A 17126-nucleotide genomic window follows, 5' to 3' on the forward strand; every position below is an offset into this window, starting at 1 on the left:
CCGGCCGCTGGCCGGCATGACGGCCCCCGCGTGCTGGTCAGGCCTTGCCCAGCCGGGCGACCAGGGTCTGGAGTGCCTGCTGGGCGTCCGGGGCGTACCAGGCCTCCACGAAGCGGTCCAGCTGGATCAGGTCAGGATGCAGCGCTTCATGCAGATCGGTGCGTGCGATGGCGCGGGTGAGCAGCATCGGCTGGCGCGGCAGCTTCAGCAGGCGCTGCAGCCAGGCCACCGCGCGCGGCACCACCTGCGGCGCGTCGGCCAGTTCGTCCACCAAGCCGATGGCCAGCGCGCGCTCGGCCGGCACCATCTCCCCGCCGATCAGCAACTGGGTGGCGCGGTGATGGCCCACCACGCGACGCATCAGGCGCTGGATGCCTTCCGGCGCCACCAGGCCGACCTGCACCTCGTTCAGTCCGATCACCGTCGGCTGGGCCGGGTCCGCGCTGCGCGCCAGCACCCGGTAGTCGCAGCACAGGGCCAGCACGCAACCGCCGGCCGGCGCATGCCCGGTCAGTGCCGCCACCACCGGTACGCGGCATTCGGCCAGGGTGCGCACCGCGCCGAAAAACGCCTGCCAGCTGTCCAGCAGCTTGTGCCTGTCCTCACCGTGGCCGAGCAGGTGCGGCACATCCATGCCGGCGCTGAAGATGCGCTCGCTGCCGGACAGCACGATGCCGTGCACATCGTCGGTCATGGCCTGGTTGACCGCATGGATCAGGTGACGGCACAGCTCGGTGTCCAGTGCGTTCACCGGCGGGCGTGCCAGCCGCAGCTCGCGGATGGGGCCGTGGTTGATCACCTCGATAAGCGTCGTCATGCTGCGATCTCGTTGCGGACAGGGAACTGAGGCGATGATAACCAAACCATTCGTGTGCGTATTGTTGGGCCTGTGTGCGTTCGCAGCATCGGCCGCGGCGGCCGAACCTGCGTGCGTGACCGTGCGTGAGGGCTGGGTGCGCCTGCCGCCGGGCGCGATGCCGATGGCGGCCGGCTACGGGCGGATCCGCAATGACTGCCCGAATGCCGTGGTGGTGGTCGGCGCGGGCAGCCGGGCATTCGGCGATGTGTCGCTGCATGAAACCACCCTGGTCAATGGCGTCAGCCGGATGCGCGAGGTCGAGCGGATGCCGATCGCACCGGGCGCCACGGTGGACCTGAAACCCGGTGGCCTGCACCTGATGCTGATGCAGCCTGCCATCGCCCTGAAGGAAGGCGGGCAGGTCCCGCTGCGGCTGAGCCTGGAAGACGGCCGCAAGGTGGACGCCACCCTGCAGGTGCGCAAAGCGACGCCCTGACAACGCGCGGCACTGATGGGGGCCGGATACGCGGATCAACCGCAGCCGGGTGGAACCCGGCGCTACGAGGCGTTGCGGATCGCATCCGGCAGGGGCGCGCTTTTGCCGGTCTGAGTGTCCATCCACACCACCACCACGTTGCCATCCGAATACAGGCGGGTGTCGTCCTGCTGGTCCACGATGCGATGTCCGATGGTGATGCTGCTGTTGCCCAGCCGCTCCACGAACAGTTCCACCACAATGTCGTTGGGCCACACGATCGGCAGGCGGTAATTGACGTTGGTGGCCGCCACCACGGGGGCGATGCGGTCGGTCATCGATACGCCGTCCACGCCCAGCATCCAGCGCACGCGCGCCTCCTCCAGATAGGAGATGTACTTGGCGTTGTTGACGTGGCCCATGCTGTCCATGTCGCGCCAGCGCACGCTGATCGGTACGCGGGCAAGAATGGTGTGGTCGGTGCTCATCAGGCGTCCTTCTTCTTGCGGGTGGTGCCGGTCTTGCTGGCCTTGCCGGTACTCTTGGCAGCGGCTGCCTTCCTGGCCGGCTTTTCCGGCTTGACCTTGCGGGGAGGGCGGGCGTCAGGCTTGTTGGCCACGGCGGCCGGGCGCTCCGGGCGCGCAGTGATCGAGGGCAGCATCTTGGCCAGGAACTGGCCGGTGTACGAAGCCGGGTGCGCGGCCACGTCTTCCGGCGTGCCGGTGACCAGGATGGTGCCACCGCGGTGGCCGCCCTCCGGACCCAGATCGACGATCCAGTCGGCGGTCTTGATCACATCCAGGTTGTGCTCGATCACCACCACCGTGTTGCCCTCGTCGCGCAGCTTGTGCAGCACGCCGAGCAGCGCTTCGATGTCGTGGAAGTGCAGGCCGGTGGTCGGCTCGTCGAGGATGTACAGGGTGCGGCCGGTATCGCGCCGCGAGAGTTCCTTGGACAGCTTCACGCGCTGCGCTTCACCGCCGGAGAGGGTGGTCGCGCTCTGGCCCAGCTTGATGTAGCTCAGGCCCACATCGACCAGCGTTTCCAGCTTGCGTGCGATGGACGGCACCGGCTCGAACAGCTTCAGCGCATCTTCGACGGTCATCTGCAGCACGTCGTTGATGTTGTAGCCCTTGTACAGGATCTCCAGCGTTTCGCGGTTGTAGCGTTTGCCGTGGCACACATCGCAGGGCACGTACACGTCCGGCAGGAAGTGCATTTCCACCTTGATCAGGCCATCGCCCTGGCAGGCTTCGCAGCGGCCGCCGCGGACGTTGAAGCTGAAGCGCCCCGGCGAATAGCCGCGCGCACGCGCTTCAGGCACCTGCGCGTACAGCTCGCGCAGCGGGGTGAACAGACCGGTGTAGGTGGCCGGGTTCGAGCGCGGCGTGCGGCCGATCGGCGACTGGTCGATGTCCACCACCTTGTCGAACAGGTCCAGCCCGTCGACCTCCTTGTACGGCGCGATCGGGTGTGAGGCACCGTTGATCTCGTTGGCGGCCAGCGAGAACAGGGTGTCGTTGATCAGCGTCGACTTGCCCGAGCCGGACACGCCGGTAATGCAGGTCAGCAGACCCGACGGAATGTCCAGGTCCACGCCCTTGAGATTGTTGCCGCTGGCACCGCGCAGGTGCAGCGTCATCTTCGGGTTGGGCTTGTGCCGGCGCGCCGGAATCTCGATGGCGCGCTTGCCCGACAGGTACTGGCCGGTGAGCGAGCGCGGTGCATCCAGGATGTCCTGCAGCGTGCCCTGACCGACGATCTCGCCGCCGTGCACGCCCGCGCCCGGGCCGATGTCCAGCACGTAATCGGCCAGGCGGATGGCGTCTTCGTCATGCTCGACCACGATCACCGTGTTGCCCAGGTCGCGCAGGCGGGTGAGGGTGCCGAGCAGGCGTTCGTTGTCGCGCTGGTGCAGGCCGATGGACGGCTCGTCGAGCACGTACATCACGCCGACCAGGCCTGCACCGATCTGGCTGGCCAGCCGGATGCGCTGGGCTTCGCCACCGGACAGAGTGTCGGCCTTGCGCTCCAGGGTGAGGTAATCCAGGCCCACATCGACCAGGAAGCCCAGCCGCTCGCCGATCTCCTTGACGATCTTGCCGGCGATCTCGCCACGCCAGCCCGGCAGGCTCATGCCGCTGAAGAACTTCAGCGCCTCGTCGATCGGCAGCACCACCAGTTCCGGCAGCGCACGGTCGGCCACGAACACATGGCGGGCGGCCTTGTTCAGGCGCGCGCCGTGGCACTCGGGGCAGTCGCGTTCGCTGATGTACTTGGCCAGTTCCTCGCGCACCGCCGCCGATTCGGTTTCCTTGTAGCGGCGCTCGAGATTGGGAATGATGCCCTCGAAGCGGTGCTTGCGCTGGGTGCGCCCGCCGGCCTCGGTGAAGTAGGTGAAGGTGATGGTCTCCTCGCCGCTGCCGTACAGCACGGCCTGGCGCACATCCTCGGGCAGGCTCTGCCACGGCGCGTCCACGTCGAACCTGTAGTGCTTGGCCAGCGAGGCGATCAGCTGGAAGTAATAGGCATTGCGGCGGTCCCAGCCGCGCACGGCGCCGGCCGACAGCGACAGCTCCGGGTGCACCACCACGCGCGAGGGATCGAAGAACTCGGCCATGCCCAGGCCGTCGCAGCCGGGGCAGGCGCCCACCGGCGAGTTGAACGAGAACAGGCGCGGTTCCAGCTCCGGCAGCGAGTAATCGCAGACCGGGCAGCTGTACTTGGACGAGAACAGATGGGCCGGCGCGTCTTCGACATCCAGCGACTGCACCGAGACCATGCCGTCGCCGAGCTTGAGCGCGGTTTCAAAGCTCTCGGCCAGGCGCTGCTTGATGTCCTCGCGCGGGCGGAAGCGGTCGATCACCGCTTCGATGGTGTGCTTCTGGCGCAGCGCCAGCGGCGGCACCGCATCGATTTCATGCAGCACGCCGTCCACGCGCACGCGCACGAACCCCTGCGCGCGCAGCTGGTCGAACACCTGGGCATGCTCGCCCTTGCGTTCGCGGATCACCGGGGCCAGCAGCATGTAGCGCTGTTCCTGGTCCAGGGTCAGAACGTGATCGACCATCTGGCTGACCGTCTGCGCTTCCAGCGGGTAGCCGTGGTCGGGGCAGCGCGGGCTGCCGACACGGGCGTACAGCAGACGCAGGTAGTCGTAGATCTCGGTGATCGTGCCGACGGTCGAACGTGGGTTGTGCGACGTCGACTTCTGCTCGATCGAGATCGCCGGGGACAGACCCTCGATGTGGTCCAGGTCCGGCTTCTCCATCACGCTCAGGAACTGCCGGGCATAGGCCGACAGCGACTCCACGTAGCGGCGTTGGCCTTCGGCGTAGATCGTGTCGAACGCCAGCGAGGACTTGCCCGAGCCGGACAGGCCGGTGATGACGATGAGCTTGTCGCGAGGCAGGTCGAGATCGATGTTCTTGAGATTGTGCGTCCGCGCGCCGCGGATGCGGATGAAATCCATCGCCATGGGGGATCCGTTGTGGGGCTTCGACCCGGGGGTCGGCAAGCGGGTGGGGCAAGCGGAGACGGCAATCGGTCAGCCTACCGAGCTTGGGATTTGGGGGCAATCGGCGACATTGCCAGCCCCGTGTCTCATTCCCTGAGACCAGCCGGGCCTCAACCTGAACGGGGTTCAGGCGATTGCGCCCCAGACCCGGGGGTGGGTTGACCCGGGCCGGGGTGAGTCATTAAAATTCCGCTTCTGTCCGCCCTCGATGGCGGCAGTCCATAGACCACAATAACTACAGAGGAAGTCTGGTCATGTACGCAGTACTGGTAACCGGCGGTAAGCAATACCGCGTGGCGCAGGGCGAAACGCTCCGCGTTGAAAAGCTCGATGTCGACGTTGGCAACGAGATCAAGTTCGACAACATCCTGATGCTGGGCGACAGCGATGGCATCAAGCTGGGCGACGCACTGAGCGGCGCTTCGGTCACCGCCAAGGTCGTGTCCCAGGGTCGTGCCGACAAGGTCCGGATCATCAAGTTCCGTCGCCGTAAGCACCACATGAAGCGCCAGGGTCACCGTCAGTACTACACCGAAATCGAGATCACCGGCATCGCCGGTGGCAGCAAGTAATAAGGAGAAGCAGTCATGGCACATAAAAAGGGCGTAGGCTCATCGCGCAACGGTCGCGACTCCAACCCGAAGTACCTCGGCGTCAAGATCTTCGGTGGCCAGGCCATCGATGCCGGCAACATCATCGTGCGTCAGCGCGGCACCCAGTTCCACCCGGGTTCCGGCGTTGGCCTGGGCCGTGACCACACCCTGTTCGCGCTGATCGACGGCAAGGTGGAGTTCTCGGTGAAGGGCCCGAAGAAGCGTCGTACCGTCAGCGTCGTCGCCGAAGCCTGATCTTCGCGACACGCAGGCGCCCACGCCTCGGCGTGGGGCCGCTGACGAAAGCCCCGCTTCGGCGGGGTTTTTGTTTTTGTTGAACGCATACCGGGCGGGATCCTTCCCGCCGCCGTCCCTGGATCGTACCGGGGACGTTAGACTCTGCGGCCGGGCGCATCCGCTGCCCGCCGCCTCCAGTTGGCATCCAGAATCATGAAACTTGTAGACGAAGCAGAAATCCAGGTCACCGCCGGCAATGGCGGCAACGGCTGCGTCGGTTTCCGTCGCGAGAAGTTCATTCCGCTGGGCGGCCCGGACGGCGGTGATGGCGGCAACGGCGGCAGCGTGTGGATCCGCGCCGACGAAAACCTCAACACCCTGGTGGACTTCCGCCACGAGCGCATCTTCAAGGCGCAGCGCGGCGAGAACGGGATGGGCCGCCAGGCCTACGGCAAGGGCGGCGAAGACCTGGTCATCACCGTGCCGGTCGGCACCGTGGTCATCAACGTCAGCACCGACGAAGTGATCGGCGATCTGACCGGGCATGGCGATCGCCTGCTGGTGGCCAAGGGGGGCAAGGGCGGCCTGGGCAACATGCACTTCAAGAGCTCCACCAACCGTTCGCCGCGCCAGGCGCTGCCGGGCGAGGAGGGCGAGGAGCGTCTGCTCAAGCTGGAGCTGAAGCTGCTGGCCGACGTTGGCCTGCTCGGCTTCCCGAACGCCGGCAAGAGCACCCTGATCCGTGCGGTGTCCGCGGCGACCCCGAAGGTGGCGGACTATCCGTTCACGACCCTGTATCCGAATCTGGGCGTGGTCCGGGTCGAGAATTACCGCAGCTTCGTGATCGCCGACATTCCCGGCCTGATCGAAGGGGCGGCCGATGGCGCTGGCCTGGGTGCGCAGTTCCTGCGCCACCTGCAGCGCACCCGCCTGCTGCTGCACCTCGTGGACATCTCCCCGATGGAAGGCGGCGTGGAGGGCGTGTCGCCGATCGAGCAGGTGCGCGCGATCGAGCGTGAGCTGGAGAAGCACGATCCGGAGCTGCTGCAGAAGCCGCGCTGGCTGGTGCTCAACAAGGCCGACCTGATGTTCGAGGACGAGGCCAAGGCCGCCGCCGAGAAGATCATCGCCGAGCTGGGCTGGACCCAGCCGTGGTACCTGGTCTCGGCACTGGGTCGTGAAGGCACCTGGCCGATCATGACCAACATCATGGCCTTCTTCGACCGCCAGAAGGAAGACGAGGCGCAAGCGCGCGATGCGTACTGAGCGCATCCGCGCGCCCCTGAACAACCCGGCTTCGGCCGGGTTTTTCTGTGGTGCCGCCGGTATCCCGCGCCGCACTGCCGGGCGCTGTGCGGTCCGCGGCGCGCACGCCGCACGTGGATGCCGCCCAACAAAAAACCCGGCCAGGGCCGGGCTTTTCTGTACCGCCGAAAGCAGGGCTTCCGGCAGTCACTTCGCCGTATCAGGCGGCCTTGAGGGCCTTGATGCGCGCGGTCAGGCGGCTCTTGTGGCGAGCGGCCTTGTTCTTGTGGATCAGACCACGCGAGCTGAAACGGTCGAGGATCGGCTGGGCGACGGCAAAGGCTGCCTCGGCGCCGGCGGCGTCATTGGCATCCAGAGCCTTGATCACCTTCTTGACAGCGGTGCGCAGCATCGAACGCTGAGCCGTATTGCGCGCGTTGCGCACGACGGTCTGCTTGGCGCGCTTCTTGGCGGACTTGATATTGGCCACAGTGGTGGTTTCCTGAAAAATCGGTGTAATGGGAACAGCAAGCTGGAAAGTATGATGGCTCGAAAAATGTACGTCAAGTCAATTGTCAAGAGGGAACACGGGTGAGTTCACCGAAGATGTTGCGGGGCCTGCTGTCGTTCAGCAGCATGACCATGATTTCGCGCGTACTGGGGTTGGTACGCGACCTGGCCGTGACCACCACGTTCGGCACCAATGCGGTGACCGACGCCTTCTGGGTCGCCTTCCGGGTGCCCAATTTCCTGCGCCGGCTGTTCGCGGAGGGCTCGTTCGCCACCGCCTTCGTGCCGGTGTTCACGGAGGTGAAGGAAACCCGTCCGCATGCCGAGCTGCGCGAGCTGATGTCGCGGGTGGCCGGTACCCTGGGCGGGGTGCTGCTGCTGGTGACTGCGCTGGCGCTGATCTTCGCCCCGCAGCTGGCCACACTGTTCTCCAGCGGCGTCGAGACCGATCCGGCCAAGCACGGGCTGCTGGTGGACCTGTTCCGGCTGACCTTCCCGTTCCTGCTGTTCGTCTCGCTGACGGCCCTGGCCGGCGGGGCGCTGAACAGCTTCCAGCGCTTCGCGATGCCGGCGCTGACCCCGGTCATCCTCAACCTGTGCATGATCGCCGGCGCGCTGTGGCTGGCCCCGCGGCTGGGTGGCACCCCCGAAAAGCAGATTCTGGCCCTGGGTTGGGCCGTGCTGGCGGCGGGTCTGCTGCAACTGCTGTTCCAGTTGCCCTCGTTGAAGGGCATCAACCTGCTCACGCTGCCGCGCTGGGGCTGGACCCATCCCGGCGTGCGCAAGGTGCTGACCCTGATGGTGCCGACCCTGTTCGGCTCCTCCGTGGCCCAGATCAACCTGCTGCTGGACACCGTGATCGCCGCCAAGCTCACCGACGGTTCGCAGTCCTGGCTGTCGCTGGCCGACCGCTTCCTGGAACTGCCGCTGGGCGTGTTCGGGGTGGCGCTGGGCACGGTGATCCTGCCCGCGCTGGCCCGCCATCACGTCAGTACCGACAAGGTAGGCTTCTCCAATGCCCTGGACTGGGGCCTGCGCACCACGCTGCTGATCGCGGTGCCAGCCATGCTTGGCCTGCTGCTGCTGGCCGAACCGCTGATCGCCACGCTGTTCCAGCACGGCCAGTTCACCCCGTTCGACACCCGGATGACCGCATTGTCGGTGTACGGACTGAGCCTGGCCCTGCCGGCGTTCGCCCTGCTCAAAGTGGTGCTGCCGGCGTTCTACGCCCGGCAGGACACGAGCACCCCGGTGCGTGCCGGCCTGGTCGCCCTGGTGGCCAACATGGTCTTCAATTTCGCGCTGCTGGCGGTGCTGTACCAGGTAATGGTGCCGGAGGCGCTGAAGGCGCAGGGGGTCTGGGTGGCGCTGGGCAAGCAGCCCGGCCTGCACCTGGCCCTGGGCATCGCCAGCGCGCTGTCCAGTTACCTGAACCTTGGCCTGCTCTGGTACTGGCTGGGCAAGACCCGGGTGTACCAGCCGCGGCCGGGCTGGGTGGGCTATGTGACGAAGCTGGGCCTGGCCTGCGCGGCGATGGTGGCGGTGCTGCTGGGCCTGCTGCAGCTGATGTCCGACTTCACCGGGATGGACAAGTGGCACCGCATCGGCAACCTGGCCGCGCTGGTCGGCGGCGGTGGTCTGACCTATCTGCTGGCCCTGGTGGCGATGGGCTTCCGCCCGCGTCACCTGCGCGAGCATTGATCCGGCGGGCACCCGGCTATACTTCATGGCTATCCCTTGCAAAGCATCGGCCCCGGTGGGCCGCATTCCAAGTTGATGAGCAGGCTGTTTAGAAGCGTTGAGGGCGGGCCGTTGTTCCCGCACGGAAGCGTGGTCTGCATCGGTGCATTCGACGGCCTGCACCTGGGCCATCGTGCGCTGGTGCGCCACGCGGTAGCGCGTGCGCGCGCGATGGGCGTGGCCGCCGTGGCGGTTGCGTTCGAGCCGTTGCCGCGCGAGTACTTCGCCCAGGGCGAGCCGCCGCCGCGGCTGACCCTGGCCCGCGACAAGGTGGCGATGCTGCGCGAACTGGGCGTGGACGGAATCGGCCTGCTGCGCTTCGATGCGCGCATGGCCGCGATGCCGGCCGAGGCGTTCGTGGAGCAGTTGCTGGTGCAGCGGCTGAGCGCGCGCGAGGTCTGGATCGGACCGGAGTTCTGCTTCGGCAACCGCCGCAGGGGCGACCTGGCCCTGCTGCAGGCGATGGGTGCCGACCGTGGCTTCAGTGCCGGCGAGATCGAACCGGTGGACCTGCGCGGCGAGCGCATTTCCAGCACCCGCATCCGCCAGCTGCTGCGTGCCGGCGATTTCAGCCACGCCGCCGACCTGCTGGGCCGCCCCTATGCGATCGGTGGCCGGGTGGTGCGCGGCCGCCAGTTGGGCCGTACCCTCGGTTTCCCGACTGCCAACCTGCGCTTCCCGAAGACGCCGGCGCTGTCGGGCATCTATGCCACCTGGGTGCATGGCGTGTTCGACCAGCCGTGGCCCTCGGTGTCCAGCTTCGGAACCCGGCCCACGGTGGACGGGGTGGAGCCGCTGCTGGAAGCGCACCTGTTCGACTTCCAGGGCGACCTCTACGGGCGCCACATCGAAGTGGAGTTCGTGGCCAAGCTGCGCGATGAAGAAAAGTTCCATGACCTGGCGGCGCTGACCGACCAGATGCACCGTGACGCCGAACAGGCGCGCCACATCCTTTCCGAACACAGATTGCGAGCCACTGCGTGAGCCAGGACTACAAAGCCACCCTTCATCTGCCGGCAACCGAATTCCCGATGCGCGGCGACCTGCCCAAGCGCGAGCCGGGCATTCTGTCGCGCTGGGAAGACGAGGGCCTGTACGCCCGCCTGCGCGAGAACGCGCAGGGTCGCCCGCTGTTCGTGCTGCACGACGGCCCGCCCTATGCCAATGGCCAGATCCACCTGGGCCATGCGGTCAACAAGATCCTCAAGGACATCATCGTCAAGTCGCGCTACCTGGCCGGCTTCGATGCGCCCTACGTGCCGGGCTGGGACTGCCACGGCCTGCCGATCGAGATCGCGGTCGAGAAGAAGTGGGGCAAGGTCGGCACCAAGCTCGACGCCGTACAGTTCCGCCAGAAGTGCCGCGAGTTCGCCGAAGAGCAGATCGAACTGCAGCGCCGCGACTTCAAGCGCCTGGGCGTGATCGGCGACTGGGACAACCCGTACAAGACGCTGAGTTTCGACTTCGAGGCCAACGAGATCCGCGCGCTGTCCAAGGTATTCGCCAACGGCCACATCGTGCGCGGCGCCAAGCCGGTGCACTGGTGCTTCGACTGCGGCTCGGCGCTGGCCGAGGCCGAGATCGAGTACCAGGACAAGACCTCGCCGGCGATCGACGTCGCCTACGTGGCGCGCGACCCGGCGCAGCTGGCCACACGCTTCGGCGTCAGCCTGCCGGCCGATGTCGAGGTGGCCGTGCCGATCTGGACGACCACGCCGTGGACGCTGCCGGCTTCGCTGGCGGTGTCGCTGGGTGCCGATATCCAGTACGCGCTGGTCGAAGGCCCGGCGCATGCCGGCAAGCGCCGCTGGCTGGTGATCGCCGCCGCCCTCGCCGAGCGCGCGCTGCGCCGCTACGGCGTGCAGGAGGTGGTGGCGCACGGCCACGCCGCCGGTGCCGCGCTGGAAAACCTGCTGCTGGCCCATCCGTTCTACCCCCAGCGCGACATCCCGCTTCTCAACGGCGCGCACGTCTCCGACGAAGACGGTACCGGCGCGGTGCATACCGCCCCGGGCCACGGCCAGGAAGACTTCGTGGTCAGCCAGCAGTACGGGCTGATGGACGCGTACAACGCCGGCCAGATCAATCCGGTCGACGGTCGCGGCGTGTACCTGCCCTCCACGCCGCCGGCCGGCGATGTGGTGCTGGCGGGCGTGCACCTGTGGAAGGCACAGCCGCTGATCGTGGACGTGCTGCGCGACAGCGGCGCGCTGCTGGCCTTCGTCGAGATCCAGCACAGCTACCCGCACTGCTGGCGCCACAAGACGCCGGTGGTGTTCCGCGCCACCCCGCAGTGGTTCATCTCGATGGACAAGGCCAACCTGCGTCGCGACGCGATGGCCGCCATCGACAACGTGGGCTGGTTCCCGAGCTGGGGCAAGGCGCGCATCGGCAGCATGGTCGATGGCCGTCCGGACTGGTGCATCAGCCGCCAGCGCACCTGGGGCGTGCCGATCGCGCTGTTCACCCACCGTGAAACCGGCGAGCCGCATCCGCGCACCGTCGAACTGATGCAGCAGGTCGCCGACCGCGTGCAGGTCGAGGGCATCGACGTGTGGTACTCGCTGGACAGCGCCGAGCTGCTGGGCGAGGACGCGCCGCACTACGAGAAGGTCACCGACATCCTGGATGTGTGGTTCGACTCCGGCGTCACCCATGAAGGCGTGCTGCTGGCGCGCGGCTTCGGCAAGCCGGCCGACCTGTACCTGGAAGGCTCGGACCAGCACCGCGGCTGGTTCCAGTCCTCGCTGCTCACCGGCGTGGCGATCGACAGGCATGCCCCGTACAAGCAGTGCCTCACCCACGGCTTCACCGTGGACGAGCACGGCCGCAAGATGTCCAAGTCGCTGGGCAACGGCATCGAGCCGCAGGACATCATGAAGACCCTGGGCGCGGACATCCTGCGCCTGTGGATCGCCTCGGCCGACTACAGCAATGAAATGTCGCTGTCGCAGGAAATCCTCAAGCGCAACGCCGATGCCTACCGGCGCCTGCGTAACACCGCGCGCTTCCTGCTCGGCAACCTGGACGGCTTCGACCCGGCGCAGCACCTGGTGGCCCCGGCCGACATGGTCGCGCTGGACCGCTGGATCGTGCATCGCGCCTTCGAGGTGCAGGAGAAGATCAAGGCCGCCTACACCAGCTACAACATGGCCGAGATCGTGCAGCTGCTGCTGAACTTCTGCAGCGTGGACCTGGGCTCGTTGTACCTGGATGTGACCAAGGATCGCCTGTACACGATGCCGACCGACTCGCGCGGCCGCCGTTCGGCGCAGAGCGCGATGTATCACATCGCCGAAGCGTTCACGCGCTGGATCGCGCCGATCCTGAGCTTCACCGCCGACGAGCTGTGGGGCTACCTGCCGGGCGAGCGCAAGGACAACGTCCTGTTCGCCACCTGGTACGAAGGCCTGGCTCCGCTGCCGGCCGATGCCGCGCTGGGCGCCGCCGATTTCGATCAGCTGTTGGCCCTGCGCGAGCAGGTCGCCAAGGTGCTGGAGCCGATGCGCGCCAATGGCGCGATCGGTGCCGCGCTGGAAGCGGAGATCACCGTGGCCGCAGATGCGGAAACCGCCGCGCGCTGGCAGCCGCTGGCCGAGGAACTGCGCTTCCTGCTGATCAGTGGCGATGTGCAGGTGCGTCCGGCAACCACTGACGAGGTGTTCGTCAGCGCCCAGCCGACCACCAAGCAGAAGTGCGTGCGTTGTTGGCACTACCGTGCCGATGTCGGCAGTGTGGCCGCCCATCCCGAGCTGTGCGGTCGCTGCGCGACCAACATCGACGGTGCCGGCGAAGACCGGCGGTGGTTCTGATGAGCGCCGCCCGTCCGCGTCCCAACGCCCTGGTGTGGCTGCTGCTGTCGGTGGTGGTCATCGGCCTGGACCAGTGGAGCAAGGCCTGGGTGCTGTCCAGCCTGCCCGAGTTCCAGCCGGTGCCGGTCATCGACGGCGTCTGGAACTGGTACCGCACCTACAACACCGGTGCGGCGTTCAGTTTCCTGAGCGATGCCGGTGGCTGGCAGCTGTGGTTCTTCACCGCGCTGGCTGTTGCCATCAGCGCCCTGATGGCCAAGTGGCTGTGGGAAACCCCCCGCGCCAACTGGCGTCGGGCGCTGCCCTTCGCCCTGGTCATCGGCGGTGCCATCGGCAACGTCATCGACCGCCAGGTACACGGGCACGTGGTGGACTTCATCCAGTGGTACATCGGCAGTTATGCCTGGCCGTCGTTCAACATCGCCGATGCGGCGATCGTGGCCGGTGCCGTGGGCATTGCCGTGTTCGGGCTGTTCGAAGGCAAGGCCAGCAAAAAAGCGGGATAATCCCTCCCTGTATTCAGCAATAACCGGCTCGCGCCGGCCGGAGTATCTGACCGATGGATGTGTTGCTTGCCAATCCGCGTGGGTTCTGTGCCGGTGTCGATCGTGCGATCGAGATCGTCAAGCGCGCGATCGAGACCCTGGGGGCGCCGATCTACGTGCGCCATGAGGTCGTGCACAACCGTTTCGTGGTCGACGACCTCAAAAGCCGCGGCGCGATCTTCGTCGAGGAACTCGACGAAGTGCCGGACAACAATACGGTGATCTTCAGTGCCCACGGGGTGTCCCAGGCCGTGCGCCTGGAAGCGGACCGTCGCGGCCTGAAGGTGTTCGACGCAACCTGCCCGCTGGTCACCAAGGTGCACCTGGAAGTGGCGCGGCACTGCCGCGCCGGCCGCGACGTGGTGCTGATCGGCCATGCCGGCCACCCGGAAGTGGAAGGCACGATGGGGCAGTGGGACCGCGAACGCGGCAACGGTCGGATCTACCTGGTCGAAGACGTCCAGGACGTGGATACGCTGGTGCTGGATCAGCCGGAGAACTTCGCCTACACCACCCAGACCACCCTGTCGGTGGATGACACCCGCAGCATCATCGACGCACTGCGCGCCCGTTTCCCGGCGATGCAGGGGCCGAAGAATGACGACATCTGCTACGCCACCCAGAACCGCCAGGACGCCGTCCGCGACCTGGCCAAGCGCTGCGACCTGGTGCTGGTGGTGGGCTCGCCCAACAGCTCCAACTCCAACCGGCTCAGCGAGCTGGCCCGGCGCGAGGGCGTGGAGTCCTACCTGATCGACGGCGCCGAGGAGATCGACCCGGCGTGGGTTGTCGGCAAGCAGCACATCGGTCTCACCGCCGGCGCGTCGGCGCCCCAGGTGCTGGTCGATGGCGTGATCGAGCGGCTCAAGGCACTGGGCGCCAGCAGTATTGGCGAGCTCGATGGCGAGCCCGAGTCGATGGTGTTCGCGCTGCCGAAGGAGCTGCGGCTGCGCCTGATCTCCTGATCGGTGCGGCGGCCAGGGGCATGACCTTTGGCCATGTGGTTCGCTGACGTGCAGGTCTAGCATCGGGTCTTTCGTATGCTGGAAGCCGAGCCTGATGAAACTGCGTGCCGCCGTCCTCTCCGTGCTGCTGGTCCTGTCCGCCTCGGGCGTACATGCGCAGACGCCGCCGCCGCAGGACGTTGCCTTCCCCGGCCTGCTGCGCATCGACGTGGACGCACGTGACATCGGCCGGCGCATCTTCAAGGTCAAGGCCACCGTGCCGGCCAGGCCGGGTCCGCTGACCCTGCTGTATCCGCAGTGGCTGCCCGGCAGCCATTCGCCGAGCGGTCCGATCGACAAGCTCGCTGGCCTGGTGGTCACCGCCAACGGCACGCCACTGGCGTGGACGCGCGACCCCTACGATGTGTATGCCTTCCGCGTGGACGTGCCGCAGGGCGCCACCGAGGTGGTCGCCGAGTTCAAGTTCCTGTCCTCGCAGGGGGGGACCCAGGGCAGGGTGGTGATGACCCCGGACATGCTCAACCTGCAGTGGAATGCCAACTCGCTGTATCCGGCCGGCGTGGTCACCCGCAACATCCAGGCCCAGGCCACGGTCACGCTGCCGCCGGGCTGGTCCTACGCCACCGCGTTGGACACCGAGCGCCGCGACGGCGACACGGTGGTGTTCAAGCCGATCAGCTACGACCACCTGGTCGATTCGCCGCTGTTCGCCGGCCGCCACTTCCAGCGCTTCGACCTTGACCCCGGCGCCAAGGTACCGGTGCACCTGAACGTATTTGCCGACCAGGCCACATCGCTGGTCGCCAAGCCCGAGCAGCTGCAGGCGCACCGCGCGCTGGTGCAGCAGATGTACAAGCTCTACGGCGCGCGTCATTTCGACCGTTACGAGTTCCTCCTCGCGCTCACCGACAAGCTCGGCGGCATCGGCCTGGAGCATCAGCGCTCCAGCGAGAACAGCGGCGAACCGGGTTACTTCACCGAGTGGGACAAGACCTGGCTGGGACGCGACCTGCTGCCGCACGAGTTCAACCACTCCTGGAACGGCAAGTACCGCCGTGGCGCGGACCTGACCACGCCGAACTTCAACGTGCCGATGGGCGACAGCCTGCTCTGGCTCTACGAAGGACAGACCCAGTTCTGGGGCCAGGTACTGGCCGCGCGCTCGGGGCTGTGGAGCGTGCAGCAGACCCGCGACGTGCTGGCCAATGTCGCCGCCACCTACGATCGCGGCCGCCCCGGGCTGGGCTGGCGCACCCTGCAGGACACCACCAACGATCCCACCATCGCCCAGCGCCGCGCACTGGCCTTCCGCAACTACCAGTTGAGCGAGGATTACTACTCCGGCGGCCAGATGATGTGGCTGGACGTGGAGGGCAAGCTGCGCGCGCTTACCGGCAACCGACGCGGACTGGATGATTTCGCCAAGGCGTTCTTCGGCATGAACGACGGCGACTGGAACGTCCATCCGTACACCTTCGATGACGTGGTGACCACCTTGAACGGCGTGGCGCCCTTCGACTGGGCCACCTTCCTGCGCGAGCGTCTGGATGGCCACGGCCCGCTCACCGGCGGGCTGGAGGCGGCCGGCTGGAGGCTGGTCTACACCGACACGCCCAACGACGCATTCAAGGCGCAGGAATCCCGGGCCAGGACCAACAACCTGCTGTACTCGATCGGCGTGTCGATCAGCGACGCCGGCTACATCAGCGACGTGCTGTGGGACAGCCCCGCGTTCAACGCGGGCCTGGCCCCGGGCATGACCGTGCTGGGCCTGGATGGCCGCGTGTTCAACGGCCAGGCGCTCAAGGATGCGATCACCGCCGCACGCACCGGCAAGGCGCCGCTCTCGTTGCTGGTCAAGCGCGTGGACCGCATCGACAGCGTTGTGCTGGACTACCACGATGGCCTGAAGTATCCGTCGCTGGAGCGCATTGGCGGCAGGCCCGACCGCCTTGCCGAGCTGTGGAAGCCGCGATGAGCCCGCGCCTGCGCGATGTGCTGATCCTGATCGCGGCGGTCGCGGCGATCATCGGGGCCGGACTGGAGGGCGATGCACGCTGGCTGCACTGGCTGGCCAAGCCGCTGACCACGCTGCTGATCGCGTCCATCGTCTGGCGTGCGACACCGCTGGCCGGCAGTGGCTATCGCCGGGCGGTGCTGGCCGGCATGCTGCTGTCCTGCATCGGCGACATCGCGTTGATGCTGCCGGTGGATGCGTTCGTCCCGGGGTTGCTCGCGTTCCTGCTGGCGCACGTGTGCTACATCGTCGCCTTCCGCGCCGGGTGGCGCAGCGGACGCAGCCTGTGGGCCGCCGCGGGTCTGCTGGCGCTGTTCGCCGGCGTCAACCTGAACGGCCTGTGGCCGCTGCTGCCTGCTGATCTGCGTGTGCCGGTGGGGGTGTATGTGGCCGTGCTGGCGCTGATGGCGACGCTGGCGCTCGCGCGGGCCGGAGCGTGGCCACGCCCCACCGGTGAGGAGGGGCGCAGCGCACGCTGGGCGGCGTGGGGCGCCGCGCTGTTCGTGGTCAGCGATTCGGTCCTGGCCTGGGATCGCTTCGGCGGTGGCCTGCCGCTCGCGGCGCTGTGCATCCTGGCCACGTACTACGCCGCGCAGTACTGCATCGCGCGCTCGGTGCCGCGTTCGGCCTAGCGGCACCGCATGAGGTGGCCCGTCGGCGACGGGCCGTCC

The 17126-nt window shown here is 67.2% G+C and carries 15 protein-coding genes; 11 read left to right on the forward strand and 4 right to left on the reverse strand.

Features of this window, described 5'->3' with window-relative positions; all coding sequences use genetic code 11:
- Positions 1-37 precede the first annotated feature (37 nt).
- Positions 38-817 (reverse strand): enoyl-CoA hydratase/isomerase family protein, encoded by a 780-nt coding sequence (locus ACPEH8_RS10060; RefSeq protein WP_017354929.1) that lies wholly within the window; start codon positions 815-817, stop codon positions 38-40.
- A 34-nt stretch (positions 818-851) separates the two neighbouring features.
- Between ACPEH8_RS10060 and ACPEH8_RS10065 the strand changes: the two genes are divergently transcribed.
- Positions 852-1295, forward strand: coding sequence for a copper chaperone PCu(A)C (locus ACPEH8_RS10065; RefSeq protein ID WP_423666625.1), 444 nt, complete (start codon positions 852-854; stop codon positions 1293-1295).
- A 62-nt stretch (positions 1296-1357) separates the two neighbouring features.
- On the opposite strand, the gene ACPEH8_RS10070 is transcribed toward ACPEH8_RS10065, so the two are convergent.
- Together ACPEH8_RS10070 and uvrA are read right to left on the reverse strand one after the other, a co-directional pair.
- Positions 1358-1762, reverse strand: a complete 405-nt coding sequence (locus tag ACPEH8_RS10070) for an acyl-CoA thioesterase (protein ID WP_017354927.1) — start codon at positions 1760-1762, stop codon at positions 1358-1360.
- Positions 1762-4752, reverse strand: coding sequence for an excinuclease ABC subunit UvrA (gene uvrA / locus ACPEH8_RS10075; protein WP_153164486.1), 2991 nt, complete (start codon positions 4750-4752; stop codon positions 1762-1764). The genes ACPEH8_RS10070 and uvrA overlap by 1 nt, the downstream gene beginning before the upstream one ends.
- Before the next feature lie 293 nt (positions 4753-5045).
- Between uvrA and rplU the strand changes: the two genes are divergently transcribed.
- The 3 genes from rplU to obgE all read left to right on the forward strand — a co-directional run bounded on the left by rplU (position 5046) and on the right by obgE (position 6887).
- Entirely contained in the window at positions 5046-5363 is a 318-nt protein-coding gene (gene rplU, locus ACPEH8_RS10080) for a 50S ribosomal protein L21 (protein ID WP_017354925.1), read from the forward strand.
- Between the two features lie 15 nt (positions 5364-5378).
- Positions 5379-5639, forward strand: coding sequence for a 50S ribosomal protein L27 (rpmA, locus tag ACPEH8_RS10085; RefSeq protein ID WP_017354924.1), 261 nt, complete (start codon positions 5379-5381; stop codon positions 5637-5639).
- Between the two features lie 195 nt (positions 5640-5834).
- A complete protein-coding gene (gene obgE, locus ACPEH8_RS10090; RefSeq protein ID WP_017354923.1) occupies positions 5835-6887 on the forward strand; it encodes a GTPase ObgE in 1053 nt (350 codons plus the stop codon).
- A gap of 199 nt (positions 6888-7086) precedes the next feature.
- On the opposite strand, the gene rpsT is transcribed toward obgE, so the two are convergent.
- Positions 7087-7356, reverse strand: a complete 270-nt coding sequence (gene rpsT / locus ACPEH8_RS10095; protein WP_017354922.1) for a 30S ribosomal protein S20 — start codon at positions 7354-7356, stop codon at positions 7087-7089.
- 116 nt (positions 7357-7472) lie between these two features.
- On the opposite strand from rpsT, the gene murJ reads away from it, so the two are divergent.
- From murJ to ACPEH8_RS10130, 7 genes are all read left to right on the forward strand, one after another.
- Positions 7473-9077, forward strand: a complete 1605-nt coding sequence (murJ, locus tag ACPEH8_RS10100) for a murein biosynthesis integral membrane protein MurJ (protein WP_136006214.1) — start codon at positions 7473-7475, stop codon at positions 9075-9077.
- 75 nt (positions 9078-9152) lie between these two features.
- Positions 9153-10100, forward strand: a complete 948-nt coding sequence (locus tag ACPEH8_RS10105) for a bifunctional riboflavin kinase/FAD synthetase (RefSeq protein ID WP_017354920.1) — start codon at positions 9153-9155, stop codon at positions 10098-10100.
- On the forward strand, positions 10097-12928 hold the full coding sequence (gene ileS / locus ACPEH8_RS10110) for an isoleucine--tRNA ligase (RefSeq protein WP_287255368.1): 2832 nt from the start codon (positions 10097-10099) through the stop codon (positions 12926-12928). Before ACPEH8_RS10105 ends, ileS begins: the two co-directional genes overlap by 4 nt.
- Positions 12928-13434 carry a signal peptidase II gene (gene lspA, locus ACPEH8_RS10115; protein WP_017354918.1) on the forward strand — a complete coding sequence of 169 codons (507 nt, stop codon included), beginning with the start codon at positions 12928-12930 and terminating at the stop codon, positions 13432-13434. Before ileS ends, lspA begins: the two co-directional genes overlap by 1 nt.
- A 53-nt stretch (positions 13435-13487) precedes the next feature.
- The gene (ispH, locus tag ACPEH8_RS10120) at positions 13488-14438 is read left to right on the forward strand and encodes a 4-hydroxy-3-methylbut-2-enyl diphosphate reductase (RefSeq protein ID WP_017354917.1); all 951 of its coding nucleotides are present in this window, start codon (positions 13488-13490) and stop codon (positions 14436-14438) included.
- 94 nt (positions 14439-14532) lie between these two features.
- Positions 14533-16416: a M61 family metallopeptidase gene (locus tag ACPEH8_RS10125; RefSeq protein ID WP_287255357.1), complete on the forward strand. Its 1884-nt coding sequence runs from the start codon at positions 14533-14535 to the stop codon at positions 16414-16416.
- Positions 16413-17087, forward strand: coding sequence for a lysoplasmalogenase (locus ACPEH8_RS10130; RefSeq protein WP_313241994.1), 675 nt, complete (start codon positions 16413-16415; stop codon positions 17085-17087). The genes ACPEH8_RS10125 and ACPEH8_RS10130 overlap by 4 nt, the downstream gene beginning before the upstream one ends.
- Positions 17088-17126: the final 39 nt, after the last annotated feature.

Origin of the sequence: Stenotrophomonas sp. NPDC077461 (genome assembly GCF_049545475.1) — a bacterium.
Lineage (GTDB): Bacteria > Pseudomonadota > Gammaproteobacteria > Xanthomonadales > Xanthomonadaceae > Stenotrophomonas > Stenotrophomonas nematodicola.

Excerpts from the sequence above, each read along its gene's own strand:
- uvrA (WP_153164486.1), bottom strand. The coding sequence starts at position 4,752 with ATGGCGATGGATTTCATCCGCATCCGCGGCGCGCGGACGCACAATCTC.
- murJ (WP_136006214.1), top strand. The coding sequence starts at position 7,473 with ATGTTGCGGGGCCTGCTGTCGTTCAGCAGCATGACCATGATTTCGCGC.
- ACPEH8_RS10130 (WP_313241994.1), top strand. The coding sequence starts at position 16,413 with ATGAGCCCGCGCCTGCGCGATGTGCTGATCCTGATCGCGGCGGTCGCG.
- obgE (WP_017354923.1), top strand. The coding sequence starts at position 5,835 with ATGAAACTTGTAGACGAAGCAGAAATCCAGGTCACCGCCGGCAATGGC.
- ACPEH8_RS10105 (WP_017354920.1), top strand. The coding sequence starts at position 9,153 with ATGAGCAGGCTGTTTAGAAGCGTTGAGGGCGGGCCGTTGTTCCCGCAC.
- ispH (WP_017354917.1), top strand. The coding sequence starts at position 13,488 with ATGGATGTGTTGCTTGCCAATCCGCGTGGGTTCTGTGCCGGTGTCGAT.
- ACPEH8_RS10060 (WP_017354929.1), bottom strand. The coding sequence starts at position 817 with ATGACGACGCTTATCGAGGTGATCAACCACGGCCCCATCCGCGAGCTG.
- rplU (WP_017354925.1), top strand. The coding sequence starts at position 5,046 with ATGTACGCAGTACTGGTAACCGGCGGTAAGCAATACCGCGTGGCGCAG.
- lspA (WP_017354918.1), top strand. The coding sequence starts at position 12,928 with ATGAGCGCCGCCCGTCCGCGTCCCAACGCCCTGGTGTGGCTGCTGCTG.
- ACPEH8_RS10070 (WP_017354927.1), bottom strand. The coding sequence starts at position 1,762 with ATGAGCACCGACCACACCATTCTTGCCCGCGTACCGATCAGCGTGCGC.
- ACPEH8_RS10065 (WP_423666625.1), top strand. The coding sequence starts at position 852 with ATGATAACCAAACCATTCGTGTGCGTATTGTTGGGCCTGTGTGCGTTC.
- rpmA (WP_017354924.1), top strand. The coding sequence starts at position 5,379 with ATGGCACATAAAAAGGGCGTAGGCTCATCGCGCAACGGTCGCGACTCC.
- ACPEH8_RS10125 (WP_287255357.1), top strand. The coding sequence starts at position 14,533 with ATGAAACTGCGTGCCGCCGTCCTCTCCGTGCTGCTGGTCCTGTCCGCC.